Raw genomic sequence first — 25,219 nt, 5'->3', positions numbered from 1 at the left:
CGACGTTGACCCGGACTCCTCGGCCTCCCTAATATTTTTCCTAGATCCGGGGAACTTCCAACGAACTCGACCTGATTCCGTCGAGGCCCCGGAGAAAGCGCGCACTCGCTCGTCGAGTGATCGCGGTCACGGAATCGAGCAGTTCAGGCATCGTGTTTCGTCGACACGACCGTGTCCTTCGGGAAGGTGGATCGACAATGACGGAAACCGTGGTCGAGTGGGAACCCTCGGTGGATGTCAGGGCCCCGTTTTCGGGCCTGCGACCGGTGAGCGACTCCTCGTCCGAACCAGTGGACTTCCTGGCCAGAGTGCGGGCTGTCGGCGAGAAGTGGGCCGGCGACCGTCACGGCGAGCTCGTCGACGTCCTGTTGCAGGCGGCCGGTGACAACCCGGAGCTCGCGAACCTCGTGCGCAGCAGCGGGTCGATCCTCGAGGAGTTCCTCGAGGGCTTCCGGCGCAACGCGGGCACCCCGGCGAGCGCGAGCGCGCCGCGGGACCTGGCCGCCGACCTGATCACCGGGCGTTCGGTGCCGCAGTCCGTGCTGGACAGCCTGGCCGCGCGCTACCTCGTCGTGGTCGCCCGCTGCGGTGCGAACGGCCGCGGCAAGGCCGTGACGGCCGAGGTCGCGGGCCCCGGTGTGCTCAGCACGCGCCACGACGGCGACCTCGTGCTGCTGATCCCGGACATCGACGCCGGTCGCACGACCCGCATCACCGGTCAGCTCACCCAGTGGCTGAACGGCACCGGCTGGCTCGCGGTCGCGAAGCGGGGCCGCGCCCAGCTCGCGGAGGGCTTCAGCGAGGCGAGCGACGTGCTGCGGCTCGTCGCGGCCGGCAGGCGGCCCAGCGGCATGTACAGCATCAACGACGTCCTCGTCGAGTACGCGGTGATCCGTCACGAGGAGGTCACCGAGAACCTGGTCGCGGTGATCAAGCCGTTGCGCGCCCACGCCGTGCTGTGGGAGACGCTCACCGCGCTGATCGACGCCGACTACAACCGCAACAAGGCGGCGAAGAACCTCTTCATCCACCGCAGCACGCTCGACTACCGGCTGCAGCGGATCGCCAGCGTCACCGGGTGCGACCCGACGAGCGGGCGCGGCGTGCAGCTGCTGACCGCCGCGTTGATCGCCGACTCGGTGCGCTGACCCCCGACGTCCGGGAGGAGTGCCGGCACCTCCTCCCGGGCTGCTCTCACCGTTCGGGGTGAAAAAGAATTCCGCCCGCTGTGCGCGGTCGAACATCGACGAGTTTTTCGACGATGCTGTCGAAAACTATGGATTCACTTGACGCTCACGTTGCGCGCATGACACATTCTTGTGCGTATTCGAAGCGCTTCGATTTTCTTGTTCAGCGACGTTGACGTGGTCATCGTCCCTGGACGGGAGGTCAGTGCACTGGCGTCGAGTCGCACGGAAAGCTCGTCGAACAAGTCGTGCATTTGTGGTCGATGTGTTCGACGTCAGGTGTTAATTCCGTTCAACGGCGTGCGGAAGGGAAATCTGATGAACAAGATCATGCGTGCGTTGGTGGTGGCACTGGCGGCCGCGCTGACCGTCTCCCTGGGGACGAGCAGCGCGCTCGCGGCGGCCTGGCAGTCCTCCGACCGGTGGGGCACCTGGTCGAACGGCGGCTACACGGTGCGCAACAACGTCTGGGGCAACGGGGCCGGGCCGCAGTCGATCTGGGCCAACTCGTACAGCAACTGGGGCGTCTGGGCGAACCACCCCAACACCGGCGGGGTGAAGGCCTACCCGCACTCCGAGAAGATGGTGAACCGCCGGCTCAGCTCGCTCGGCAGCCTGTCGAGCAACTTCAACGTCTCGTACCCGAACGCCGGTGCGTACACCACCGCCTATGACATCTGGGCCGACAACAACCGGTACGAGATCATGCTGTGGATGAACAAGGTCGGTGCGGTCGGCCCGATCGGCTCCTACCAGACGTCGGTGTCGGTGGGCGGTCACAGCTGGAACGTCTACCGGGGCTCCAACGGCAGCAACGAGGTGTTCTCGTTCGTCCGCACGTCCAACACGGGATCCGGGTCGGTCAACGTCAAGGACGTCATGAACTGGATCCGCAACCGCGGCTGGTTCGGTGACGTGACCGTCGGCGCCGTGCAGTTCGGTTACGAGATCACCTCGTCGAGCGGCGGTCTCAACTTCACCACGAACAGCTACTCGGTCTCCTTCGGCTGATCCTGGCGGCAAGAAGCAGGCGCCGCCCACCGGGTGTTCCGGTGGGCGGCGCCCTTGTCTGCTCCGTGCCGGGTGCGGGAGGGGCCGAGCAGACGATTCAGAAGGCGTGCGTGAGGCAGGCCAGCCGGTCGCCGGCCGTGCCCGCCTTGCCGTGCTCCGTGCTGGTGTGCGAGGCGTGCACGACGACGGAGTTGGCCTCGCCCTTGCGGAACTCCCAGCCGACCGTCGCCGAGGACGTCGCCCAGCCCTTGTCGTCGGTGGTGAAGTCGAGCCAGATCTCGTTGTCCGCGTTGGCGTAGTTCGGGTCGACGCTCGGGGTGGCCGGGTCCTTCTTGTCCTGGTAGTGCGGGCCGGAGTCGGCCGGCTTGGCGCCGCAGGGCTTGGTGTGCACGTGCGAGCCGTACATCGTGTTCGGCAGCAGGCCGGTGACCGTCAGCGTCACCGTGGTCCGGCCGCCGTCGGTCTTCGCGTCCGTCGCGACCTGAGCGCCGGCCGGAACCCGCTTGGTGTCGTAGGTGATGCCCTTCGGCTGCTCGCCGGTGGCGGCGGGCTCGGCGAGAGCGACTCCCGTCACCGGGGTGGCCCCGGTCGATGCCGGGGCCGCGGCGTCGCCGGAGGAGCAGGCGGCGAGTCCCGCCGCCAGCAGGACGGTGCCCGCGAAAGTCGCAGTCGTGCGCATCTGTTCTCCTTGGTCGTCCGTCTGAAGTGGACGATAGCGGCGCACGTGGGGCGCTCCGGCCGATCGGCGGGCCGAACTTCGCGGAAGTAGTTCCGAACGGTCCGAAGAGGACGGTCCGGGGCAGGCCGGGCTCCGATTTTCGCGGAAGAAGTTCCGCGCCTGCCGGAACCGTCCGGCCGGGCGGTAACGCCGTGGAACCATCACGCGAATGGCGCATCCGCGAGTTGCCAGCAGGCCGTCCGCGACGGATCGGCTGGACCTCATCAGCCTCGCCGCCGCGGCCGCGGCCCTGCGGCTGGAGCCCGGCGCGGTGACATCGGCCGGTGACATCACGCGGGCCCTCGGCGTCGTCCCCCGGCACGAGTGGCTGGTCCCGCGCTGGCTCGGTGCGCTGGCCCGGCACGGCTTCGCCGAGTTCGACGGTGACACCTGCCGCGTGCGCGGCGAGCTGCCCGACGGTGGCGCCGCGGACCTGGACGAGCTGCACGTGCGGTCGCGGATTCCCGATGAGGTCGCCCGGCTGCATCGCCGGGCGCTGATCTACCTGCCCGAGCTGCTCAGGGACGAGGTCACCGCGGCGGAGCTGCTCGCGCCGGAGAGCACCGTGCGCGGCGCACTGGCCGGTGAGGGCCTCTCCGTGCTCACCCAGCAGCTCGACGAGAGCTGCGCCGACCTCGTGGCGCTGGCCGCCCGGACCCGGCGGCATCAGCTCCGGGTGGTGGAACTGGGCTGCGGCACCGGGCGGCTGACCGCGGCGGTGCTGCGGGAGTCGCCCGGGCTGACCGAGCGCTACCGGTTCACCGACCTCGCCGGCCAACCCCTCGGTGCGGAAGCCCTCGACGTCAACCGGGACCTCGTCGAGCAGGGCTTCGCGGACGCCACGGCCGATGTCGTCGTCGCCGGGCACACGCTGCACCACGCCGCCAACATCGGGCGGGCGCTGACGCGGCTGCGGAACATCCTGGTGCCCGGCGGTGAGCTGCTGATCACCACGCTCGTCGAGGACGACCCGGTGGGGCTCACGTCGACCCACTTCCTGCACTCGTCCGGGTGGGGCGGTGCCGTGTCGCGCGGCGGAGTGATCTTCCCGGAGGTTCCCGCGTGGCGGAACGCCTTGCACGCCGCGGGTTTCGCGTTGAAGGTGGAGCTGTCGGTGGGCGCGCGTTCGTCGGTGCGGCACCACCTGTTCCACGCGGTCCGTGAGACTGTGTGAGTACACGTACTGCGGACGAAGGGTGAGAACGTGACGGTGCTGGACGGGATCCTGGCAGGTGTCCGCGAGGACCTGGCGGAACGGGAGCGCGCGGTCGGACTGGCCGAGCTGAAGGCCCGCGTGGCGGACGCGCCGCCCGCCCTGGACCCGCTGCCCGCGTTCCGCTCGCCGGACGTGTCGATCATCGCCGAGGTGAAGCGCAGGAGCCCCAGCAAGGGCGACCTCGCCGCGATCGCGGACCCGGCGGCACTGGCCGCGGACTACGCGGCGGGCGGCGCGGCGGCCATCAGCGTCCTGACCGAGCAGCGCCGGTTCGGCGGCTCGCTGGACGACCTGGCGGCGGTGCGGGCGGAAGTGGCCGTTCCGGTGCTGCGCAAGGACTTCATCGTCACGCCGTACCAGCTGTGGGAGGCTCGGGCGTGGGGCGCCGACCTGGCGCTGCTGATGGTCGTCTCGCTGCCGGGCGGCCTGCTCGAAGAGCTGCACGGCCTGGCCCGCGAGCTCGGGCTCACCCCGCTGGTCGAGGTGCACACCGAGGAGGAGCTCGGCCGGGCGGCGGAGCTGGGCGCCGAGGTCATCGGCGTGAACGCCCGCGACCTGACCACGCTGGAGGTCGACCGCGCGGTCTTCCAGAAGCTGTCCCCGCACATCCCGGACGGCGCGGTGCGGATCGCGGAGTCCGGGGTGGCCGGTCCCGAGGACGTCGCCGAGTACCGCGGGTGGGGCGCGGACGTCGTGCTCGTCGGCGAGGCGCTGGTCCGCTCCGGTGACCCGCGTTCCTCGGTGCAGGAGTTCATCCGGCGCTCCCGCGCGTAGCCCCGAGCACCGGCCGGGCGCTCAGGGGAGGGCGCCCCGGCCGGGTAGCGGGGACGGCCCGGACACCTGACGGGTGTGCCCGGCGCCCGAAGATCGCGACGCTGGTGCCATGACGCTGGCGGAGCGCAGTGAGCAGCAGCAGACGCCTCTACACGTTGCACGTCGTGGCCATCGGCCTGCTGGGACTCAGCGCCACGCCGGGCGAGCCGCTGCCGGTGCTGCTCGGCTTCATCGCCGGGGCGATCGTGTTCGCGCTGGTGTGGTCGCGGTTCTTCCGGCGGGGGCCGCTGGAGCTCGTCCTCGCCAAAGCCACCGCGCCCGCCCGCCGAGTGAGCTGATCACGGCGTCAGACCGCGCTCCCGCAACCATTCCAGCTGCGCGACCGAGTTGGAGCCGTGCCCGCCGCCGTGGTCCGCGAACGGCCACACGGTCATGGTCCGGTCCTCGCCCGCGTAGTGGTTGAACGCGGCGTACACAGTGGACGGTGGGCAGATCGGGTCCATCAGCCCGACGCTGAACAACGCCGGCGCGCTCGCCCTCTGGGCGAAGTGGACACCGTCGAAGTAGGACAGCGTGGCGAAGGCGGGCTCGACGCCGTGCCGGGAGTGCCAGCGCAGGTACTCCGCGATCTCCTGGTACGGACCTTCGCCGCACATCTCCGCGGACCGCCGGAAGTGGCACAGGAACGGCACGTCCGGCATCGCCGCCGCGACGCGGGTCAGCCCGGCGACCGCGATCGTGAGGCCACCGCCCTGGCTGCCGCCCGCGACGACGACCCGTTCGGGGTCGAGACCGGGCAGCTCGGCGACCGCGTCGACCGCGCGGACGCAGTCGGTCATGAGACGCCGGTAGTAGTAGCGGTCCGGGGAGTCGATGCCGCGGGTCATGAACCCCTTGGCCCACTGGGTGCCGCCGCCGGGGTCCGGGTCCGGGGTGTCGTGGCCCTGACCGCGGCTGTCGACCACGAGCTGGGCATATCCGGCGGCGGACCAGAACAGGTGGTCGGTCGGCAGGCCGCGACCGCCGCTGTAGCCGATGAACGTGACGATGACGGGCAGGGGTTCGTCAGCGTCACGCGGCCGCAGCAGCCAGGCCGCCACCGGTTCGCCGTTCCAGCCGGGGAACCGGACGTCGTCGACCTCGACCGTGCGCAGCAGGTGGCTTTCGGTGACCCGATCGACTTTCACGGCGCCACCGGCGGCGCGTGCCTCGGCGAGGGTGCGGTCCCAGAAGGCGTCGAAGTCCGGTGGTGCCTGCAGGTCGGGGCGGTAGGTGACGAGCTCGTCGAGGCTGGCGTCCGTCAACGGCATCGAGACTCCTTCGGGAGGGTGGCGCGCTCCGGCTGGGTTGGCGGGTGTCTGCGGGTGCCGCCTGCCAGCGGGCTGGTGGCGCTCCGGCTGGGTTGGCGGGCGTGTGCGCCTTGAGGTCGAGGTGGTGGCCCGTCACCCGCCACGGACGGGCCACCGGTCTCGGTCGGCTGCGGTGTTGGGACGCCGCGAGCCGGTACGAGCCGTACAGGGACGGTGGCCCGCCAGCCGCCACGGACGGGCCACCGGTCTCAGCCGGCCGCGGCGAAGCGGAACGCCGCGAGCCGGAAGTCGCCGTGCAGGACCACCCGCAGGTCGCGCACGCCCGTCACCGGTGCCGCGAGTGCGGCCGAGGCGGTCGTCCACGTGTACCGGTCACCGGTGACCGGTACCGGGATCTCCGCGAGCAGGCCCTCGTCCGTCCAGAACTCCAGGCGGGCGGCCGGATCGGTCTGCTCCAGGGCGAGCTCGGCCTCGACGCGGACCGCGCCGGACAGGTCGGCCGAGCGGAACCACAGCGTGGCCGGTTCGGCATGGGCGGCGGTGACGGCGTCGCCGGTGGTGCGGGTGGTGTCCACGATGGTCGCGGCCTCGTAGTCGTCGAAGTCGACGGCGAGGACGCGGTGGCCGACGAGGGCGCGGGGTTCCGGTGCCGGGCCGACGACCGTGAGCGGTGCGGTGAGCACGACGTTCTCGGCGGAACGGGCGACCAGCACCTCGTAGTCGCCGGGATCGACGGTGAAGGCGCCGGTCGCGACGTCCCAGTGGTTCAGCTGGTCGGTGGACAACCGGAAGGTCAGCACCTGGCTCTCACCGGCGGCGAGGCGGACCTTGCGGAAGTCGGCCAGCCGCAGGCGGGGTGCCTCGTAGCGGGCGTTCAGCGCACGGACGTAGAGCTGGACGACCTCGCTGCCCGTCCGGGAACCGGTGTTGGCGAGCGTCACCGAGACGTCCACCGAGCTGTTCGGCGTGACCGTGGCCGAGGACAGGATCAGGTCGCGGTGGGCGAAGTCGGTGTAGGAGAGGCCGTGACCGAACGGGTACAGCGCCGAGGTGCGGTGGTACTGGTAGGTCCACCCAGCCTTGATGACGTCGTAGTCGAGCGGGGGCGGCAGCTCGTCGTCGCCGCGGTACCAGGTCTGCGGCAGCCGTCCGGACGGCTCCGCCTCGCCGAACAGCACGGCGGCTACCGCGCGGCCGGTTTCCTGCCCGCCGTGGGAGGTCCACACCACGGCGGGCAGGTGCTCGTTCGCCCAGTCCAGGGCGTAGGGGTAGCTGCTCATCACGACCAGCACCGTGTCGCGGCGCACGCCGGCGACCGCGCGCAGCAGGGCGTCCTGGGCGGCGGGTAGGGCGATGCCCTTGCGGTCCACGGTCTCGCGGCCGTGGATGAGCGGGTGGTTGCCCAGGACGACCACCGCGACGTCCGCGGCCGCGGCGGCGGCCAGCGCCTCCGCCGTGCCGTCGCGCAGCAGCTCGCGTGCCCAGCGCTCGGCGTCGTCCGGGTTCTCGGCGGTGACGCTCACCCGGCCGTCGACGGGGTCGACGACGGCGTACCGGCCGGTGAGGACGTTCTGGAACAGCACGGCGTCGTCCACGGGCACCAGGCGGAACGTCTCGGCGACGTCCCAGCTCTTGATCTGCTCCCGGTCGGCGGCGAGTGAGCCGTCTTCGCACTTCAGGCTGAGGTAGTGCCCGGTCTCGGCGGACCGGAAGGTCAGCACGCCCTCGCCCCGGTCCACGACGTCGAACGCGGTCTTGCCGAGCAGCTCGCCGGTGGTGCGCGAGCGCAACGCCACCCGGTCGGCGCCGTCCGCGACGACCACCTCGCCGTCGCGGTCACCGAGCACCGCCCGCAGTCCGTCGGCGACCGTGACCTGGTACGGCAACGTGCCGCTGTACCAGTCCTCGTACAACGTGTCGGCGAGCGGGCCGATGACCGCGATCTTCGGCGTGCGGGTCGCCTGGAGCGGCAACAGGCCGGTGTTGCGCAGCAGCACCACCGACTCGGTCGCGGCCTCCAGCGCGAGGGTGCGGTGTTCGGGGCAGTCGATGACCTCGGGGCCGATGCCTGCGTACGGGTCGAGGCCGGGGTCGAACTCGCCGAGCCGGAACCGGATCGCGAGCTGCCTGCGCACCGCGCGGTCCACATCGGACTCGTCGATGAGTCCTCGGTCGAGCGCCTCGCGGAACCTCGCGAACGGGGTGGCGCTGTCCTCGCCGTGGTCGGTGTAGCTGTCGATGCCGGCCTTGAGCGCGGCGGCGTGGGACTCGGCGTGGTCGTCGAAGTAGTGCTCCGGGTCGACCAGGTTGGACGGCGCCTCGGCGTCGCTCACCACGAACAGCTCGTGCCCGGTCGGCTCGGCCCAGCGGCGCAGCTCCGTCTCGATGAGCGGCGTGACGTGGCACGGACGGCCGTTGACCAGGTTGTACGCGGCCATGGCGCCGGTCGCGGCGCCGGAGGCGACCACGGGCCGGAACGCTGCCAGGTCGTACTCCTGCAGCACTCGCGGGCGCAGCGCCGACGAGGTGACGCAGCGGTCGTCCTCGTTGTTGTAGGCCAGGAAGTGCTTGAGCACCGGGGCAGTGCGCAGGAACTGGTGGTGCTCACCGGTCAGGCCGCGGCAGAACGCCACGCCGAGCCGCGCGGTGTGCACCGGATCCTCGGAGTAGCCCTCCTCGTTGCGGCCCCAGCGCGGGTCGCGCAGCAGGTTCAGCACCGGCGCCCACGCCTGCAGGCTGTTGGGGCCCCGGCCGGTGCCGATGACGGTCGGGCGGTGGTAGTGGAACGCCCGCAGCTCCACCGAGGTGGCCTCGGCGACCCGGTGCACCAGCTCCTCGTCCCAGGTCGCTCCCAGCCCCACTGCCTGCGGAAACACCGTGGCGAGACCCAGCCAGGCCACGCCGTGCAGTGCCTCGCTGCCCGTGCGGAACGCACTGATGCCGAGCCGCGGCACCGCGGGCGAGTACTGGTGCAGCATCGCGATCCGCTCATCGAGCGTGAGGCGCCCGAGCAGGTCGTCGATGCGCTTGCGCATCGACAGCGCGGAGTCGCGGAAAGGCAGCCTCTCGGCTGCGGACACGGACTCGGTAACCACGTGGAAACCCCTCGGATCGGAGCTAGCAGCGAAACGTTTCGACCGTGACACGCCTGGGTTTCTGCTGTCAACGGCCTTGTTTGTTGCGACCTGCGTCACTACTCTCCCGGACAACTGTTTAAGCGCTTCGACACTTCGACGATGAAGGATCGGTTCCGCCATGGCCTACGAGTTGAACCGCAGAAGCTTCCTGAACGCCGCCGTCTCGGCCGCAGGGCTCGTCGCGATGGGACCGCTGCTGTCCGCCTGCGGCGGGAGCGGCGCACAGCGTGCGGGCGTCAACTCCGACGCCGGGCTCAAGGCCGTGCTGCCGGCCTACGTGCCGAACACGTCGATCAAGCCGGACATCGCGTCCGTGGCCGGCGGGCCCGACGTGATGACCGATCCCGGCTTCCTCGGCTACCCGTCCAGCAAGATCGCCACCGTGCCCAGCGTGCCCGGCAGGGGCGGCAAGTACTCGGCGGTCACGCCGCTGTGGGGAACCATCCCGCCCGCGGACAACTCGTTCTACCAGGCCATGAACAAGGCCCTGGGCATTCAGCTGGAGATGAAGCCCGCGGACGGCAACAACTACAACACGATCATCCCGACGATGACCGCCGCGAAGAAGCTGCCGGACTGGATCCAGCTGCCGGGCTGGTGGAACTCCAACTTCAACACCGGTGGCCTGGTCGGCAACCAGCTCGCCGACCTCACGCCGTACCTGTCCGGCGACAACGTCAAGAAGTACCCCAACCTCGCGGCCATCCCCACCGCCGCGTGGCGGGCCGGGGCGTGGGGCGACAAGCTGTACGGGATCCCGTCGTTCTCGACCGGTTTCAAGGTCGCCGGCGTCGTCTTCTACCGGCGTGATGTCCTGGAGGCCAAGGGCATCACCGCCGACCAGGTGAAGTCGGCCGACGACCTGATGAAGCTCGGCAAGGAGCTGACCGACGCCAAGAGCGGCGTCTGGGCGTTCGACGACGTGTACCGCTACATCTACACCGCCTTCGGCGCACCGCTGAAGTGGAAGGTGGACAACGGGAAGCTCGTCCACCTGTACGAGACGCAGGAGTTCCTGGACGCGGCGGACTGGCACCGCAAGCTCGCGGTCGCGGGCTACGTGCACCCCGACGCGCTGGCGGGTGACAACGCCGGCGGCAACACCCGGTTCTTCGGCGGCAAGACGTTGATCGGCGGCGGTGGCCAGGGCACCTGGAACCTCGCCGACCTGCAGTCGGGCCAGGCCGCCAACCCGAACTACCGGCGCGGTGCGTTCAACTTCTTCGCCGCCGACGGCAAGAGCGCGCCCCGGGTCGACATGGGTCAGTCCACCGACATCATCAGCTACCTCAACGTCAACCTGAAGCCGGAGCAGATCGAGGAGTGCCTCGCGGTCGCGAACTACCTCGCCGCGCCCTTCGGATCGGCCGAGTACACGATGGTCAACTTCGGCGTGGAGGGCCTGCACTTCACCATGGACGGCGGGGTGCCGAAGCCGACCGAGGCCGGCCAGAAGGAGGTCCAGGCCAAGACCTACCCGTTCCTGGCCGCGCCGCCCTCCGCCGTCAACAACCCCACCGGTGACATCGTCACCAAGGACCTCACCTCGTGGCAGGCCGCCAACGTGAAGGCCCTCGCCAAGCCGGTCTTCTGGGGCATGAACATCAGCATGCCGCAGGCGCAGGCCACGGCGGACGCCGGGCAGGGCGTGGAGGACACCCTCAGGGACGTCATCCACGGCAAGAAGTCGGTGCAGGAGCTGAAGGACGCGGTCGCGAACTGGAAGTCCAGCGGCGGTGGTGACCGGCTGATCCAGTGGACGAACGACAACGTCCTGCAGAAGTACGGCACGGGCCAGTGACCACCCTCCGCGCAGACCGCCCGGCGCGACCGGCGAGGCTGAGCTGGCGGACCAGGCTGCGGCGCGACCGGTCGCTGATCCTGATGACGCTGCCCGCCGTCCTCCTCCTGGTGGTCTTCAACTACGTGCCGTTGTTCGGGCTCGCCACCGCGTTCCAGGAGTACGACCCGCTGGCCGGGGTCTGGCAGAGCCCCTGGGCGGGTCTCTACCAGTTCGAGCGGCTGCTGAACGACTCGCTGTTCTGGGGAGCGCTGAAGAACACGCTCTACCTGAGCTTCGTCCAGCTGATCCTGTTCTTCCCGGTCCCGATCGCACTGGCGCTGCTGCTCAACTCGGTGCTGTCCGAGCGGATCCGCAACTTCATCCAGTCGGTCGTGTACCTGCCGCACTTCTTCTCGTGGGTGCTGGCGATCACGATCTTCCAGCAGATGCTCGGCGGCGCGGGCGCACTCAACCAGTTCCTGCGCAACAACGACATCGGCACGTGGGACGTCATGACCGACCCGCACACCTTCGCGCTGCTGGTCACCTCCCAGGTGATCTGGAAGGAAGCCGGGTGGGGGATCATCGTGTTCCTGGCGGCGCTCGCCGCCATCAACACCGACCTCTACGAGGCGGCCGCGGCGGACGGGGCCGGCCGGTGGCGGCGGTTGTGGCACATCACGCTGCCCGGTCTGCGGTCCGTCATCGTGCTGATGCTGGTGCTGCGCCTGGGCAACGCCCTGTCGGTCGGCTTCGAGCAGTTCCTCATCCAGCGCAACGCCGTCGGCCACGACACGGCGGAAGTGCTGGACACCTTCTCGTTCTACTACGGCATCGCCACCGGTGACTACAGCTACGGCGCGGCGGCCGGCCTGTTCAAGAGCGTCATCTCGTTGGTGCTCATCTGGGGTGCGAACAAGCTGGCGCACGCCTTCGGCGAAGACGGGTTGTACCGAAAATGACACTCGCAATCGAACGCGCCAGTGGTGACATGGCCGCGAAACCCCTTGCGGCGCAAGGGGTTCGCCAGAGGAAGAACCAGCGGCCCTCGTGGGAGGAACCGCCCACGGTCGTGGGCGAGGCCGCGAAGGGCATCACCCTGGGCGGGGTGCTGCTCGTCATGCTGGTGCCGTTGTGGATCATCGTGGTGACCAGCCTGTCCACCCAGGCCGCGGTCAACCGCGCGGGCGGCCTGGTCATCTGGCCCGACGAGATCACGTTCGAGGCCTACCGGGTGATGCTCTCGGACTCGACGGTGAGCCGCGCGCTGATCGTGAGCTTCGGCATCACCGCGGTCGGCACGCTGGTGTCGATGGCGGTCTCGGTGATGTGCGCCTACGGGCTCTCCCGGGCGCAGTCGCTCGGGCACCGCTTCCTCCTGATGCTGCTGATCATCACGATGTTCGTCAACGGCGGCGTGATCCCGACGTTCCTCGTCGTGACCGGCCTCGGTGGCTACGGGCAGTGGTGGGCGCTGATCCTGCCGAGCGCGGTGTCGGTGTTCAACATCCTGATCCTGCGGGCGTTCTACTCCAGCACGTCGGTGGACCTGATCGAGGCGGCGCGGATCGACGGCGCGGGGGACTGGCGGATCCTGTGGTCCATCGTCCTGCCGACGTCCCGCGCGGTGACCGCGGTGATGGCGTTGTTCTACGGCGTCGGCTACTGGAACTCGTTCTTCAACGTCATGTTGTACATGCCGACGGACAGCGAGAAGTGGCCGTTGCAGTACGTCCTGCTGACGTACGTCAACCGGGGCAACGGCATGCCGGGCTCGGTCAACTCCGGGTTCGGCGACCAGTTCTCCCAGACGGCACCGCTGGCGCTGCAGATGGCGGTGGTCGTGCTGACGCTCGTGCCGTTGCTCGTTGTTTACCCGTTCGTGCAGAAGCACTTCCGCACGGGCGTCCTGACCGGCGCGATCAAGGGTTGATCTCATGGTGACGATTGCCGATGTGGCCAGGCACGCGGGCGTGTCGTCCAGCACGGTGAGCTACGTGCTGAGCGGCAAGCGCGCGATCTCCGAGGAGACCCGGAACCGGGTGCGGAACTCCGTGCTGGAGCTCGGCTACCACCCCAACGCGGGCGCACGGGCCCTGGCCGCTCGGCGGTCGCACATCGTCGCGCTGATGGTGCCGTTGCGCACGGACGTCTACGTCCCGGTCATGATGGAGATCGCGATCTCGGTGACCATGGCGGCCCGTGCGCACGGCTACGACGTGCTGCTCATCACGAACGACGAGGGGCCGGACGGGGTGAAGCGGATCGCTGCCAGCGGCCTGGCCGACGGCGTGATCCTGATGGACGTCGAACTGGACGACGAACGCATCCCGGTCTTACAGGCCCAGCGGACCGAGGCCGCGCTCATCGGGCTGCCGGAGGACGCGACGGGACTGTCCTGTGTGGACCACGACTTCGCCGCCGCCGGCGCGCTGTGCGCGGACCACCTCGCCGATCTCGGGCACCACGAGGTCGCTTTCATCGGTTACGGTACCGGTGTCTACACCCGGCACGCCGGCTATGCCGAGCGCACGCTCGCCGGTTTCCGCGACCGCGCGGAGGAGCGCGGTCTGCGGTTCCTGCACCGGTCGTGCGAAGGCACCTACGAGAGCACCGCGGGCACGCTCGCCCGGATCCTCGCGGACCGGCCGGGCACCACCGGTTTCGTGGTGCAGAACGAGGGCGCGATCGGCCCCCTGCTCACGTTGCTGCGCACCAGCGGCCGGACCGTGCCCGAGGACGCCTCGGTGATCGCGCTGTGCCAGGACCAGCTGGCCGAGCAGTTCGCGCCCAGGCTCACCGCGGTGACCGGGTCGGCGCAGGAGCTCGGCCGGGTCGCCGTCGAGCAGATCATGCGCAGGCTCAGCACGGCCACCGCCGGTGACCGGCCCGCCGACGAACAGGTTCTGCTCACGCCCGTGCTGACCATCCGGGACAGCACGGGCCCCGCGCCGCGCCGGCCCTGACCCACCACCACCCGACTTCCGAAACTCAAGCGACGACTCGAGGAGTTCCCGCATGCCCACGCACTTCCGAGACCTCGGCGCCGCACTCGAATGGCGTGCCAAGGGCGAGACCCTGCGCGTCGAGGCCTGGGGAGCGGACTCCGTCCGGGTCAGGGCCACGCCCGGCGGGCCGTTGCTCGACGACCTGCCGGGTGCGCTGCTCGACCAGCCGCCCGGCGGTGCCGACGTGGAGATCAAGATCGGCGAGCACGAGGCGACGCTGGTCAACGGCGGGATCACCGTCCGGATCGACGCGGGCACCGAAGGAAAGCTCACGCCGGAGCTCGGCGCGTCCGCGGGCAGGCTGACGTTCCTGCGCACCGAGGACGGCACCGAGCTGCTCGCCGAGCAGCCCGCGCACTTCTGGTGGCCCGGTCCGCGCCTGGCCACCGCCACGGGCAACGGCTACCACCGGCTGGAGCAGCGTTTCCAGTCCTACCAAGGCGAACGGTTCTACGGCCTGGGCCAGCACACCCACGGCATGCTGAACCAGAAGGGCGCGGTCATCGACCTCGTCCAGCGCAACGCCGAGGTCACCATCCCGCTGCTGATCTCCGATCGCGGCTACGGCCTGCTGTGGAACTCGCCCGCGGTCGGCCGGGTCGAGCTGGCCGAGACCGGCACCCGCTGGGTCGCTGACAGCGCCCGCCAGATCGACTACTGGATCTCCGCCGGGCAGCCCGCGGAGGTGCTGAGCCGTTACGCGGACGCGACCGGGCACGCACCGGAACTGCCCGAGTGGGCCGCCGGTTTCTGGCAGTGCAAGCTGCGCTACCGCACCCAGGACGAGCTGATGGAGGTCGCCCGCGAGTACCGGCGGCGCGGGCTGCCGTTGTCCGTGATCGTGTGCGACTTCTTCCACTGGACGCACCTCGGCGAGTGGAAGTTCGATCCCGCCGAGTGGCCGGACCCCGCGGGCATGGTGCGCGAGCTGGACGAGATGGGCGTCAAGCTGATGGTCTCGGTCTGGCCGTCGGTCAGCCCGGCCAGCGAGAACTACCACTCGATGCTGGACCAGGGCTTCTTCATCGGCACCGAGTTCGGGCCGATGGCGCACGCGGACTGGCCGGACAAGGGGCTCGGCGCGTACTCCGCCCAGGTCGCCTTCTACGACGCCACCAACCCGGAGGCGCGCGAGTTCGTGTGGGAGCGGCTTCGCCGCGGGTACCACGAGCTCGGCATCAAGGTCTTCTGGCTGGACGCCGGTGAACCGGAGCTCAAGCCCGGCCACCAGTACAACCTGCGCTACCACGCCGGTCCCGGCCTGGAGGTCGGCAACCTCTACCCCCGCGAGAACGCCCGCACCGTCCACGACGGACTCAAGGCGGCCGGGGACAACGAGATCATCTCGCTCAACCGCTCGTCCTGGGCGGGCGCGCAGCGGTACGGCGCCGCGCTGTGGTCCGGTGACATCCCCACGGACTTCGCCTCGCTGCGCACCCAGATCAAGGCCGGCCTGAACGTGATGCTGTCCGGCATCCCCTGGTGGACCACGGACATCGGCGGTTTCCACGGCGGTGACCCGGACGACCCCGCCTACCGCGAGGTCCTCGTGCGGTGGTTCCAGTACGGCACCTTCTGCCCGCTGTTCCGCCTGCACGGGTTCCGCGGCGACGAGCAGGTGCTGGAGCCCGCGATGACCGGCCTGGACAACGAGGTCTGGTCCTACGGCGAGGAGGCCTACGAGATCCTCGCCGGGCACATCCGGCTGCGGGAACGCCTGCGCCCGTACGTGATGGAGCAGATGCGCACGACGGCCGAGACCGGTGTGCCGCCGATGCGCCCGGTGTTCCTGGAGTTCCCCGGCGACCCGGCGGCGTGGCAGGTCGAGGACGCGTTCCTGCTCGGCCCCGACCTGCTGGTCGCACCGATCACCGAGGCCGGCGTGCGCGAACGCGACGTCCACCTGCCCGCCGGCGCCCGCTGGACCGACGCGTGGACCGGTGAGGAGCACGAAGGCGGCTGGACCGTGACGGTCGCGGCCCCGATCGAGCGCATCCCGCTCTTCCTGCGCGACGGCGCCCGGCTGCCCGTGCTGGAGGAAGCATGACGCTGACCGATCAGCTCGGCGGACTCGCGTTCGGTGGTGACTACAACCCCGAGCAGTGGGACGAGCAGACGTGGAAAGAAGACGACGAGCTGATGCGTCAGGCCGGGGTCAACCTGGCCACCGTCGGGGTGTTCTCCTGGGCGCTGCTCGAACCGGAGGAGGGCCGCTACGACTTCGGGTGGCTCGACGCGCACCTGGATCGCCTGCACGCCAACGGTGTGCACGTCGACCTGGCCACGCCGACCGCGTCGCCGCCGCCGTGGTTCACGCTGGCCCACCCGGACGCCCTGCCGGTCACGCCGGACGGCACGAGGCTGATGCACGGCAGCCGCGACACCTACTGCATCAGCGCTCCCGCCTACCGCGCCGCGGCCCGGCGGATCGCGTCGGCGCTCGCGGAACGCTACGGCGATCATCCGGCGCTGGCGTTGTGGCACGTGCACAACGAGTACGTGACGTTGTGCTGGTGCGATCACACCGCCGCCGCGTTCCGGGTGTGGCTGCGGGCGCGGTACGGCTCGCTGGACGCGCTCAACTCCTCGTGGGGGACGGCGTTCTGGAGCCAGCGGTACGGCAGCTGGGAGCAGATCCTGCCGCCGCGCGCCACCCAGTGGCACCGCAATCCCGGCCTCACCACGGACTTCAGCCGGTTCTGCTCGGACGAGGTGATCGCGGCCTATGCCGAGCAGCGGGACGCGATCCGGGAGCACAGCGACCGTCCCGTGACGACCAACATGATGCTGCCCGGCTACCAGAACATCGACCTGTGGGCGCTGGGCCGCGAGGTCGATCTGGTCGCCATCGACTTCTACCCGACCGCACCGGGCGTGGACGCGGCCGCGGAGGCCGCCTTCACCGCCGACCGCGCCCGCTCGTTCGCGGGCGGGGCGCCGTGGCTGCTGATGGAACAGGGCACCAGCACCGTCTACGACCGGGGCCGGACGCTCGCCAAGGAACCGGGCGAGATCCTGCGGCATTCGCTGGCCCACATCGCGCGCGGTTCCGAAGGGGCGCTGTTCTTCCAGTGGCGGCAGTCGAAGGCGGGTGCCGAGCAGTGGCACTCGGCGATGGTCCCGCACGCCGGGCCGGACAGCCGCGTCTTCGCCGAGGTGACGGCGACCGGTGCGGCCGTGGCACGCCTCGCCGAGCTCGCCGGATCGACCGTCACGGCCCAGGTGGCCGTGCTGCACGACTCCGACGCGTGGTGGGCGCTGAACTCGGACGGCCTGCCCTCGTCCGAGCTCGACTACCACTCCGCCCTGCGGGACGCCCACCGCGCGTTGTGGGACGCCGGGGTCGTCACCGACTTCGCGCATCCGGAGACGGATCTGGGTCGCTACCGGTTCGTGGTGGCCCCGGCGCTGTACCTGCTGTCCGACGCGGGCGCGGAGAACCTGCGCCGCTACGTGGCGGACGGTGGCACGTTGCTGGTCCAGCACTTCAGCGGGGTCGTCGACGAACGGCTCCATGCGCGGCTCGGTGGTTATCCGGCCGCGCCACTGCGTCAGGCGCTCGGCATCCGGGTCGAGGAGTACCGGCCGCTGCGGCAGGACGAGCGGATCACGCTCTCGGACGGTTCGCACGGCACGGTGTGGAGCGAATCCGTTCGGCTGCACGGTGCCGAGACGGTCGCCGCGTACACGCACGGCGCGCTCGCCGGCGCTCCGGCGCTGACCCGGCACGGCTACGGCGAGGGCCACGGCTGGTACCTGTCCACGCGGCTCGACGAGGCCGGTTACGCCGCACTGGTCGCGCGGTTGCTCGACTCGGCCGGGGTCGGTCCCGTGCTGCCGGGGCTGCCGTCCGGCGTCGAAGCCGTCACGCGGGAGAGCTCGGACGGGCGGCGCTGGCACGTCGTGCTCAACCACGGTCGGCAAACCGTGCCGCTGGCCGGCCACGACCTGATCACCGCTGGACCGGTGACGGAAGTGCCGCCGGGTGGATGCGTTGTGCTGAGGGGAGAAACGCTGCGGTGACCACGATCCACTGGGGCCACGACGCCCTGCGCTGCGAGCTCGACGTCGCCGCCGACGGCAGGGTGCGGCTGGCCCGGCTCGGCGCGCCGAGCGAGGTGCACCTGGCCGAACCCCGGCCGCCGGTCGAGGTGACCGTGTCCGGCCACGGCCGGCACTGGTCCGGCAACCGCCTGGTCGACACGTCCATCGGCGAACGGCTGCGCTACCGGGCGCACGAAGCGGTGCGGGAGAAGGACTGGCATGTGCTCGTCGTCGAGCTGCACGACGAGGAGACCGGCCTGACCGCCGAGCTGACCTACCGCTCGCCCGACGGTGTGCCGGTGCTGCGCGGTGAGGTGTTGCTGCGCAACGAGGGGAACGCCGCGCTGCACCTGGAGTCGGTCTCGTCGCTGGTGGCGGACCGCCTCACGCCCGGACCGCCGGACACCGCCGACGTGCTGTGGGCGGAGAACGACTGGCTCGCGGAGTGCCGCTGGCGCCGCGAACCGGTGCGGCTGACGTCGCCCGACCTGAGCGGACGCGACAACGTCGAGCACAACCGCAGCAAGGGCGCGTTCGTCCTCGCCGGACAGGGTGTCTGGTCGAGTTGCGGGCATCTGCCGATGGGCGGGCTGACCGACCGCGAGTCGGGTCGCTCGTGGGTGTGGCAGATCGAGCACAACGGCGGCGGCTGGCGCTGGGAGTGCGGCGACAACCGGGGTGCCGCCTACGTGGCGTTGTTCGGCCCCAACGAGCGCGCGCACGGCTGGCGCCGTCGTCTCGAACCCGGCGCCGAGTTCCGCACGGTGCCCGCCGCGCTGGCGTTCAGCGCCGACGGCGGACCGGACGACGCCTTCGCCGCGCTGACCCGGTACCGCCGGATCGCCCGCCGGCCGCATTCCGACCACGAGCACCTGCCGGTCATCTTCAACGACTACATGAACTGCCTGATGGGCGATCCCACCACGGCCAAGCTGCTGCCGTTGATCGACGCCGCGGCGCAGGCGGGCGCGGAGTACTTCGTCATCGACGCGGGCTGGTACGCCGAGGTGGACGAGAGCTGGTGGCCCAGCGTGGGCGAGTGGCTGCCGTCGCGTTCCCGCTTCCCCGGTCCGGACGGCATCCAGGAGGTGCTGACGCACATCCGGGCGTGCGGCATGGTGCCCGGACTGTGGCTCGAACCCGAGGTGATCGGGGTGCGGAGTCCTCTCGCGAAGTCCCTGCCGGACGAGGCGTTCTTCCGCCGCGACGGCGTGCGCGTCGTCGAGAGCGACCGGCATCATCTCGACCTGCGCCATCCCGCCGCCCGTGCGCATCTGGACGAGGTGGTCGACCGCGTGGTCGGCGAGTGGGGCGTGGGTTACCTCAAGCTCGACTACAACATCGACGCGGGTTCCGGCACCAGTGCCACGTCCGACGAGACGCCGGCCGACGGCCTGCTCGGCCACAACCGCGCACTCCTCGACTGGCTCGACGACGTCCTGGACCGCCATCCGCACCTGGTGATCGAGAACTGCTCCTCCGGCGGCATGCGGATGGACCACGCGATGCTGTCCAGGACGCAGATCCAGTCCACCAGCGACCAGCAGGACGCGGTGCGCTACGCGGCCATCGCGGCCTCGGCGCCCACCGCGGTCAACCCGGAGCAGGCCGCGGTCTGGTCGTACCCGCTACCGCAGGACTCGCTCGACGAGGTCGCCGTCACCATGGCGAACGCGCTGCTCGGCCGGATCCACCTGTCCGGCCGGATCCTGGAGCTCCAGCCGGAGGCACTGGCTCTCGTCGGCGAGGCGACGGCCGTGTACAAGACCATCCGGGCCGACCTCGCCCGGGCGGTTCCGGCGTGGCCGCTCGGCCTGCCCGGCTGGGACGACCCGTGGGTCGCCCTGGCCATGTCGGCACCGTCCACCACCTACGTCACCGTCTGGCGGCGTCGCGGCGACGAGGGCACGGTGACCCTGCCGTTGCCCGGTCTGTCCGATGTGGACGTCGAGGTCCTCTACCCGAGCGGCACCGCGGCCTCGGCGCAGTGGCGGACCGGCGAGCTCGTGGTGACGCTGCCCACCGCACCTTCCGCCGTGCTGTACCGGCTCACGACCAAAGGAGCTGACGCGTGACGACCCCCGTGATCCCCGGAATGCACCCCGACCCGAGCGTGTGCCGGGTGGGGGAGGACTACTACCTGGTGTGCTCCAGTTTCGAGTACTTCCCCGGCATTCCGGTCTTCCACAGCCGGGACCTGGTGCACTGGACGCAGATCGGCAACGCGCTGGACCGGCCGAGCCAGCTGATGCTGCCCACCGAAATGCCGTCTTCGGCGGGGATCTACGCGCCGACGCTGCGCCATCACGACGGCCGGTTCTGGCTGATCGTCACGAGCGTCAGCCACGGCGGCGGCAACATGGTGTTCACCGCCACCGACCCGGCCGGGCCGTGGTCCGACCCGATCCGCCTGCCCGACGTCGGCGGCATCGACCCGGACCTCGCGTGGGACGACGAGGGCAACTGCTGGTGCACCGTCGCGGGCGTGGGGCAGTACCGGATCGACCTGGCCACGGGTGAGACGCTCGGCGAGTCGAAACGGCTCTGGTCCGGCACGCCCGGCGCCAAGGCTCCGGAAGCGCCGCACCTGTACCGGATCGGCGAGTACTGGTACCTGCTGATCGCCGAGGGGGGCACCGAGCGCGGCCACGGCATCTCGGTCGCCCGCGGCTCGTCGCCGGAAGGTCCGTTCGAACCGTGCCCGGCCAACCCGATCCTGTCGCACCGCAGCACCGACGAGCCCGTCCAGAACACCGGTCACGCCGATCTGGTGCAGGGGCCGGACGGATCGTGGTACATGGTGCTGCTCGGTGTGCGGCCGGGTGGCGGCACGCCCGGCTGGCACGTGCTCGGCCGGGAGACGTTCCTCGCCCCGGTGACCTGGGTCGACGGCTGGCCGGTCGTCGGAGAGCTCGTCTCCGGTCCTGCCGCCACCGCGGTGACCGAGCGGGACGACTTCGAGGACAGCGAGCTGCGACCGTGCTGGATCTCCGTGCGTGACCGCTCCGAGCAGTACTGCACCACGAAGGAACGCTCCGGCTGGCTCACCCTGCACGCCCGCGGGTCCGGTGTGGACGATCCCGCCGTCGTGTTCACGGGACGCCGTCAGCAGCACCTGTCGTGCCGCGCCCGGACGCTGATCGATCCCGCGAGCGGAAGTGGCGGTCTGGCCGTCCGGTACGACGAGGAACACCACTACGAGATCGAGGTGACGTCCGGCGAGGTGAAGGTGCTCGCCCGCATCGGTCCACTGCGGACGGTCGTGGCCTCCCGGCCGGTGCCGGACGGACCGCTCGTGCTCGGCGTCGCGGTGGACGAGGCGCGCGAGCTCCGCGACGCGCGGTCCGGTCCGGACACGATCTCCTTCGGGGTCGAGGAACCCGACGGCACGTTCACCGTGCTCGCGACCCTCGACGGCCGGTACCTCTCGACCGAGGTGGCCGGCGGCTTCACCGGACGGGTCATCGGCGTGTACGCCGCGACCGGCACCGTTCACTTCGACTGGTTCGAGTACGTCGCCTGAGATTGAGGAGCCCAATGATGTTCACCTCAACCGGCAAGACACGCACAACTCGGCGACGGCTCGGTGCCGTCCTGGCCTCCGTCATGACGCTGGCCACGAGCCTCGTGGTCGCGACCGCGAGCCCGGCCGCCGCGGCGGAGGCCGGCTGCAAGGTCACGTACACGGTGACCGGTCAGTGGGAGGGCGGCTTCCAGGCCGACGTCGCCGTTACCAACACCGGTGCCGCCGTCGACGGGTGGAAGCTGACCTGGGAGTGGCCGTCCGGCCAGCAGGCGGGCAGGGCCTGGCACGCGCAGCTCACCGAGTCCGACGGCCAGGTCACCGCCACCGACGCCGGCTACAACGCCAAGATCGCGTCCCAGGAGACGGTGAAGTTCGGCTTCATGGGCACCAAGGGCGCCGCGAACACGGCACCGTTGTCGTTCTCGCTCAACGGTGTCACGTGCGTGCACGGCGGGAAGCAGCTCACCGCGATGGAACTCACCGCGGCGATGCAGCCGGGCTGGAACCTCGGCAACACGCTCGACGCGACCGGCCAGGACGAGACGTCGTGGGGCAACCCGCGCGTCACGGAAGCGTTGCTGGACAACGTGAAGGCCCAGGGCTTCAAGAGCATCCGCATTCCCGTCACGTGGAACGTGCACGTCGGCCCGGCGCCGGACTACACCATCGAGCCGGAATACCTGGCCAGGGTCAAGGAGGTCGTGCGCTGGGCGTTGGCACGCGACCTGTACGTGCTGACCAACATCCACCACGACTCGTGGCTGTGGATGTCGCAGATGCCCGCCCGGCACGACCAGGTGCTCGACCAGTTCGGCAAGATGTGGGCGCAGCTGGCGGCCGCCTTCACCGAGTTCGGGCCGAAGCTGACCTTCGAGAGCTGGAACGAGCCGCAGTTCGCCGGGAGCACCGGCAAGGCCCAGGAGATCGCGCTCAACGCCGAGCTGAACGCCTCGTTCCACGACGTCGTGCGCCGGTCGGGCGGCAACAACGCCACCCGGCTGCTGGTCCTGCCGACCCTGCACACCTCGTCCGAGCAGGAGCTGATCGACCCGCTGGTGACGCAGATCCGGGGGCTGAACGACCCGAACCTGGCCGCGACCGTGCACTCCTACGGCTACTGGCCGTTCAGCGCGAACGTCGCCGGTGGCATCCGCTACGACGCCACCGCCCAGCAGTACGACACCGACTCGTTCGACCGCGTGTACAACAGCTTCATCGCGCGCGGGATCCCGGTGATCCTCGGTGAGTACGGGCTGCTCGGGTTCGACCGGCACACCGGCACCATCGAGCAGGGCGAGAAGCTGAAGTTCTTCGAGTACATCGGCTACTACGCCCGTACGAAGAAGATCACCACCATGCTGTGGGACAACGGCCAGCACTTCGACCGCACCGCGTTCCAGTGGAAGGACCCGGAGCTCTACGCGCAGCTCAAGTCGAGCTGGACGACGCGGTCCGCCACCGCTTTCACCGACCAGGTGTTCCTCGCGAAGCCCAGTTCCATCACCGCGAGGACGATCAAGCTGAACCTCAACGGCGCGTCGTTCACGGGTCTGTACAACGGCAGCATCGCCCTGGCGCGCGGCCGTGACTACACGCTCGACGGTGACCAGCTCACCCTGACCGCCTCGGCGCTGACGAAGCTGAGCGGCTCGCGGACCTATGGGGTCAACGCGATCCTGACGGCCCGGTTCTCGCAAGGGGTGCCGTGGCGGTTCTACGTCATCACCTACGACCCGCCGGTGCTGTCCAACGCCACCGGTACCACCGACAAGTTCGAGATCCCGACGAACTACCGCGGTGACCAGCTGGCCACGATGGAGGCCAAGTACGACGACGGCACGTTCGCCGGCCCCAACGACTGGACGTCCTTCAAGGAGTTCGACAAGACGTTCGTGCCCAACTACACCGATCGCAAGACCGTCGTGACGCCGGACTTCTTCGCCGCGGTCAAGGACAACCAGCGCGTGACGCTCACGTTCCACTACTGGAGCGGTACCAAGGTCACGTACTACGTCACGAAGTCGGGCAGCGCGGTCACCGGGACGACCGCCTGATCCGGTCCACAGAGGACAGCGGAACCGCCGAGGCCGTGGACGGCCTCGGCGGTTCCGCGGTGAAGCTGCTCAGCCGGCCAGGCCGACGTGACCCCAGTACGGGTGGTAGTTGCGCCAGGACACCCAGACCTTGGTCAGGTTGTCGTGGTGGACGTCGATGAACCCGCTGCTCTGCGCACCGCGCGAGCAGTCGGAGGAGGAGTAGAACGTGAGCTGGGGCGTCGAGTCGTTGTCGACGTGCGCGCTGGAGCTGTACGACTGGCCGGACGGCAGGTTCCGCAGGCAGATGGTGGAGCTGGGGGCGCTTGAGCTGTTCGAGCGGTCGAGGAGCACGCTCTTGGTCTCCGACGGCACCTTCGAGAAGGCGACGATGTGCTGACCGTTGGGCGAGTCGGCGTGAGCGGCGGGAGCCCCGAGGAGCGCGGCCGCGGCGGCGACCACCGCGGCGGCGAGGGCCGAGCGCTTCGCGACGAACTTCGGCATTGTTGGTCCTTTCGGAGTAAGGTGGCACCGACAGGGTGACACGCTGAAATCCGAAATTCACCGGTGTGCAACCGCCTCACGCTCAGACTTCAGCAGTCTTCGGAACGACTTCCGCAGAACCTCGTGCGCTGGCCGGCTCGCTCTGCCGGTGCGGGTGACCTGTGCCACTCTGCGCAGGTGACAGCGACAGGGCACCAGCCGGAACGGGGCAGGCCGGCGAGTCCGGAGTGGACGCGGAGACCGGCCAGTCTCGCCGCGGCGGTCACCGCCGAGCTGGCGCAGCGGATCGTCCGGCGCAGCTACCCCACGGGCATCGCCCTGCCGCCGGAGCCGGTGCTCTGCGAGACGTTCGCGGTGAGCAGGTCCGTGGTCCGCGAGGCGGTCAAGGTCCTGCAGGAGAAGGGCCTGGTCCAGGTGCGCCAGGGCTCCGGCACGAGGGTGAACCCGCCGGCGCAGTGGAAGATGCTCGACGAGCTGGTGCTCGGTGCCGCGATCGCCGGGGACGACAGTCTCGCGATCCTCGACGACCTCGTGGTGACCCGGCGGTTGCTGGAGTCCGACATGGCGCAGGTCGCCGCGCGCACCGCCGGACCGGACACGGTGGAGCGGCTGCGGGCCCTGGTGGACCGGATGGACGAGCTGGTCGGCGACACGCCTGCGTACGAGGAGCACGACCGGCTGTTCCACGACGTGATCATGCAGGCGTCGGGCAACCGGATCGCCCGCGGTGTCGTGCGGTCGTTGCAGGGTCAGGCCATCACCACGGCCGGGTACCAGGGCAGGAGCGACCGCGAGCTGTGCCAGGCGTCCAACCGCGGTCACCGGCGCGTCTACGAGTGCGTTGCCGCGCGTGACGGGGAGGGCGCGCGGGAGGCCATGTTCGCCCACATCACCGAGGCGTGGCTGGTGCGCCGCGGTGACGCCGGGGATCCCGGTCGCCTGAACCGGTGAGAGCGCTGCCGAGGATG

At 70.2% G+C, this 25,219-nt stretch carries 19 protein-coding genes; 15 read left to right on the top strand and 4 right to left on the bottom strand.

Features of this window, described 5'->3' with window-relative positions; all coding sequences use genetic code 11:
• The first annotated feature begins 197 nt into the window (after positions 1-197).
• Together ACWEIJ_RS21050 and ACWEIJ_RS21045 are read left to right on the top strand one after the other, a co-directional pair.
• Positions 198-1,148: a PucR family transcriptional regulator gene (locus ACWEIJ_RS21050; RefSeq protein ID WP_449838872.1), complete on the top strand. Its 951-nt coding sequence runs from the start codon at positions 198-200 to the stop codon at positions 1,146-1,148.
• A 357-nt stretch (positions 1,149-1,505) separates the two neighbouring features.
• Positions 1,506-2,198: a GH12 family glycosyl hydrolase domain-containing protein gene (locus tag ACWEIJ_RS21045; RefSeq protein ID WP_449838871.1), complete on the top strand. Its 693-nt coding sequence runs from the start codon at positions 1,506-1,508 to the stop codon at positions 2,196-2,198.
• 97 nt (positions 2,199-2,295) lie between these two features.
• Here the strand turns inward: ACWEIJ_RS21045 and ACWEIJ_RS21040 are convergent, their stop codons facing one another.
• Complete coding sequence (locus tag ACWEIJ_RS21040) at positions 2,296-2,877, bottom strand: superoxide dismutase family protein (protein WP_449838870.1); 582 nt, start codon at positions 2,875-2,877, stop codon at positions 2,296-2,298.
• Between the two features lie 208 nt (positions 2,878-3,085).
• Here ACWEIJ_RS21040 and ACWEIJ_RS21035 point away from each other — a divergent pair, with 208 nt between their 5' ends.
• The 3 genes from ACWEIJ_RS21035 (at position 3,086) to ACWEIJ_RS21025 (ending at position 5,244) form a co-directional block, all read left to right on the top strand.
• On the top strand, positions 3,086-4,090 hold the full coding sequence (locus ACWEIJ_RS21035; protein WP_449838869.1) for a class I SAM-dependent methyltransferase: 1,005 nt from the start codon (positions 3,086-3,088) through the stop codon (positions 4,088-4,090).
• Positions 4,091-4,120: 30 nt separating this feature from the next.
• Entirely contained in the window at positions 4,121-4,906 is a 786-nt protein-coding gene (gene trpC, locus ACWEIJ_RS21030) for an indole-3-glycerol phosphate synthase TrpC (RefSeq protein ID WP_449838868.1), read from the top strand.
• Between the two features lie 128 nt (positions 4,907-5,034).
• Positions 5,035-5,244, top strand: coding sequence for a DUF418 domain-containing protein (locus ACWEIJ_RS21025; RefSeq protein WP_449838867.1), 210 nt, complete (start codon positions 5,035-5,037; stop codon positions 5,242-5,244).
• Here the strand turns inward: ACWEIJ_RS21025 and ACWEIJ_RS21020 are convergent, their stop codons facing one another.
• Together ACWEIJ_RS21020 and ACWEIJ_RS21015 are read right to left on the bottom strand one after the other, a co-directional pair.
• Positions 5,245-6,216 carry an acetylxylan esterase gene (locus tag ACWEIJ_RS21020; protein ID WP_449838866.1) on the bottom strand — a complete coding sequence of 324 codons (972 nt, stop codon included), beginning with the start codon at positions 6,214-6,216 and terminating at the stop codon, positions 5,245-5,247. It lies immediately after the preceding gene.
• Between the two features lie 248 nt (positions 6,217-6,464).
• Complete coding sequence (locus ACWEIJ_RS21015; RefSeq protein WP_449838865.1) at positions 6,465-9,296, bottom strand: glycoside hydrolase family 3 C-terminal domain-containing protein; 2,832 nt, start codon at positions 9,294-9,296, stop codon at positions 6,465-6,467.
• A 175-nt stretch (positions 9,297-9,471) separates the two neighbouring features.
• Between ACWEIJ_RS21015 and ACWEIJ_RS21010 the strand changes: the two genes are divergently transcribed.
• Genes ACWEIJ_RS21010 through ACWEIJ_RS20970 form a run of 9 tightly spaced genes read left to right on the top strand, consistent with a single transcriptional unit; the run spans position 9,472 to position 23,768 of the window.
• Positions 9,472-11,154, top strand: a complete 1,683-nt coding sequence (locus ACWEIJ_RS21010; protein ID WP_449838864.1) for a hypothetical protein — start codon at positions 9,472-9,474, stop codon at positions 11,152-11,154.
• A complete protein-coding gene (locus ACWEIJ_RS21005) occupies positions 11,151-12,098 on the top strand; it encodes an ABC transporter permease (protein WP_449838863.1) in 948 nt (315 codons plus the stop codon). The genes ACWEIJ_RS21010 and ACWEIJ_RS21005 overlap by 4 nt, the downstream gene beginning before the upstream one ends.
• On the top strand, positions 12,095-13,069 hold the full coding sequence (locus ACWEIJ_RS21000; RefSeq protein ID WP_449838862.1) for a carbohydrate ABC transporter permease: 975 nt from the start codon (positions 12,095-12,097) through the stop codon (positions 13,067-13,069). The genes ACWEIJ_RS21005 and ACWEIJ_RS21000 overlap by 4 nt, the downstream gene beginning before the upstream one ends.
• Before the next feature lie 4 nt (positions 13,070-13,073).
• The gene (locus tag ACWEIJ_RS20995) at positions 13,074-14,102 is read left to right on the top strand and encodes a LacI family DNA-binding transcriptional regulator (protein WP_449838861.1); all 1,029 of its coding nucleotides are present in this window, start codon (positions 13,074-13,076) and stop codon (positions 14,100-14,102) included.
• A 52-nt stretch (positions 14,103-14,154) separates the two neighbouring features.
• Positions 14,155-16,191, top strand: a complete 2,037-nt coding sequence (locus tag ACWEIJ_RS20990) for a glycoside hydrolase family 31 protein (protein WP_449838860.1) — start codon at positions 14,155-14,157, stop codon at positions 16,189-16,191.
• Positions 16,188-18,167 carry a beta-galactosidase gene (locus ACWEIJ_RS20985; protein WP_449838859.1) on the top strand — a complete coding sequence of 660 codons (1,980 nt, stop codon included), beginning with the start codon at positions 16,188-16,190 and terminating at the stop codon, positions 18,165-18,167. The genes ACWEIJ_RS20990 and ACWEIJ_RS20985 overlap by 4 nt, the downstream gene beginning before the upstream one ends.
• Positions 18,164-20,263, top strand: a complete 2,100-nt coding sequence (locus ACWEIJ_RS20980; RefSeq protein ID WP_449838858.1) for an alpha-galactosidase — start codon at positions 18,164-18,166, stop codon at positions 20,261-20,263. Before ACWEIJ_RS20985 ends, ACWEIJ_RS20980 begins: the two co-directional genes overlap by 4 nt.
• Positions 20,260-21,711, top strand: a complete 1,452-nt coding sequence (locus ACWEIJ_RS20975; protein ID WP_449838857.1) for a glycoside hydrolase family 43 protein — start codon at positions 20,260-20,262, stop codon at positions 21,709-21,711. Before ACWEIJ_RS20980 ends, ACWEIJ_RS20975 begins: the two co-directional genes overlap by 4 nt.
• Positions 21,712-21,728: 17 nt before the next feature.
• Positions 21,729-23,768: a cellulase family glycosylhydrolase gene (locus ACWEIJ_RS20970; protein WP_449838856.1), complete on the top strand. Its 2,040-nt coding sequence runs from the start codon at positions 21,729-21,731 to the stop codon at positions 23,766-23,768.
• A gap of 69 nt (positions 23,769-23,837) precedes the next feature.
• Here ACWEIJ_RS20970 and ACWEIJ_RS20965 read toward each other — a convergent pair whose 3' ends face one another.
• On the bottom strand, positions 23,838-24,251 hold the full coding sequence (locus ACWEIJ_RS20965) for a hypothetical protein (protein WP_449838855.1): 414 nt from the start codon (positions 24,249-24,251) through the stop codon (positions 23,838-23,840).
• Positions 24,252-24,428: 177 nt separating this feature from the next.
• Between ACWEIJ_RS20965 and ACWEIJ_RS20960 the strand changes: the two genes are divergently transcribed.
• On the top strand, positions 24,429-25,202 hold the full coding sequence (locus ACWEIJ_RS20960) for a FadR/GntR family transcriptional regulator (RefSeq protein ID WP_449838854.1): 774 nt from the start codon (positions 24,429-24,431) through the stop codon (positions 25,200-25,202).
• The last annotated feature ends 17 nt before the right edge of the window (positions 25,203-25,219 follow it).

It is taken from the genome of Lentzea sp. NPDC004789 (assembly GCF_053601075.1).
The sequence above is the reverse complement of the archived record's forward strand: the minus strand, read 5'-3'. Positions and strand labels throughout refer to the sequence as shown.

Bases quoted from the DNA above. Each gene is read 5' to 3' on its own strand.
- ACWEIJ_RS21050 (WP_449838872.1), top strand. From the start codon at position 198: ATGACGGAAACCGTGGTCGAGTGGGAACCCTCGGTGGATGTCAGGGCC.
- ACWEIJ_RS21045 (WP_449838871.1), top strand. From the start codon at position 1,506: ATGAACAAGATCATGCGTGCGTTGGTGGTGGCACTGGCGGCCGCGCTG.
- ACWEIJ_RS21040 (WP_449838870.1), bottom strand. From the start codon at position 2,877: ATGCGCACGACTGCGACTTTCGCGGGCACCGTCCTGCTGGCGGCGGGA.
- ACWEIJ_RS21035 (WP_449838869.1), top strand. From the start codon at position 3,086: ATGGCGCATCCGCGAGTTGCCAGCAGGCCGTCCGCGACGGATCGGCTG.
- ACWEIJ_RS21020 (WP_449838866.1), bottom strand. From the start codon at position 6,216: ATGCCGTTGACGGACGCCAGCCTCGACGAGCTCGTCACCTACCGCCCC.
- ACWEIJ_RS21010 (WP_449838864.1), top strand. From the start codon at position 9,472: ATGGCCTACGAGTTGAACCGCAGAAGCTTCCTGAACGCCGCCGTCTCG.
- ACWEIJ_RS21000 (WP_449838862.1), top strand. From the start codon at position 12,095: ATGACACTCGCAATCGAACGCGCCAGTGGTGACATGGCCGCGAAACCC.
- ACWEIJ_RS20995 (WP_449838861.1), top strand. From the start codon at position 13,074: ATGGTGACGATTGCCGATGTGGCCAGGCACGCGGGCGTGTCGTCCAGC.
- ACWEIJ_RS20990 (WP_449838860.1), top strand. From the start codon at position 14,155: ATGCCCACGCACTTCCGAGACCTCGGCGCCGCACTCGAATGGCGTGCC.
- ACWEIJ_RS20985 (WP_449838859.1), top strand. From the start codon at position 16,188: ATGACGCTGACCGATCAGCTCGGCGGACTCGCGTTCGGTGGTGACTAC.
- ACWEIJ_RS20970 (WP_449838856.1), top strand. From the start codon at position 21,729: ATGTTCACCTCAACCGGCAAGACACGCACAACTCGGCGACGGCTCGGT.
- ACWEIJ_RS20965 (WP_449838855.1), bottom strand. From the start codon at position 24,251: ATGCCGAAGTTCGTCGCGAAGCGCTCGGCCCTCGCCGCCGCGGTGGTC.